The sequence below is a fragment of the Leclercia sp. UBA7405 genome (assembly GCF_037152215.1).
Lineage (GTDB): Bacteria > Pseudomonadota > Gammaproteobacteria > Enterobacterales > Enterobacteriaceae > Enterobacter > Enterobacter pneumoniae.
The window spans coordinates 1-223 of record NZ_JBBCMR010000031.1 but is presented as its reverse complement, the minus strand read 5'-3'; the positions used below and the strand labels follow the sequence as shown (position 1 = coordinate 223).

Below are 223 nucleotides of genomic sequence, written 5' to 3'. Positions count from 1 at the left end.
ATTTCTTTTCCTCGGGGTACTTAGATGTTTCAGTTCCCCCGGTTCGCCTCGTTAACCTATGTATTCAGTTAACGATAGTGCAACGAATTGCACTGGGTTTCCCCATTCGGATATCGCCGGGTCAAAGGTTCATATCACCTCGCCGGCGCTTTTCGCAGATTAGCACGTCCTTCATCGCCTCTGACTGCCAGGGCATCCACCGTGTACGCTTAGTCGCTTAACC

Annotated in this window: 1 rRNA gene; it reads right to left on the bottom strand. The window is 51.1% G+C overall.

The window, feature by feature from the left end:
• Positions 1-223, bottom strand: a 23S ribosomal RNA gene (locus WFN75_RS22575); the annotation flags it as partial.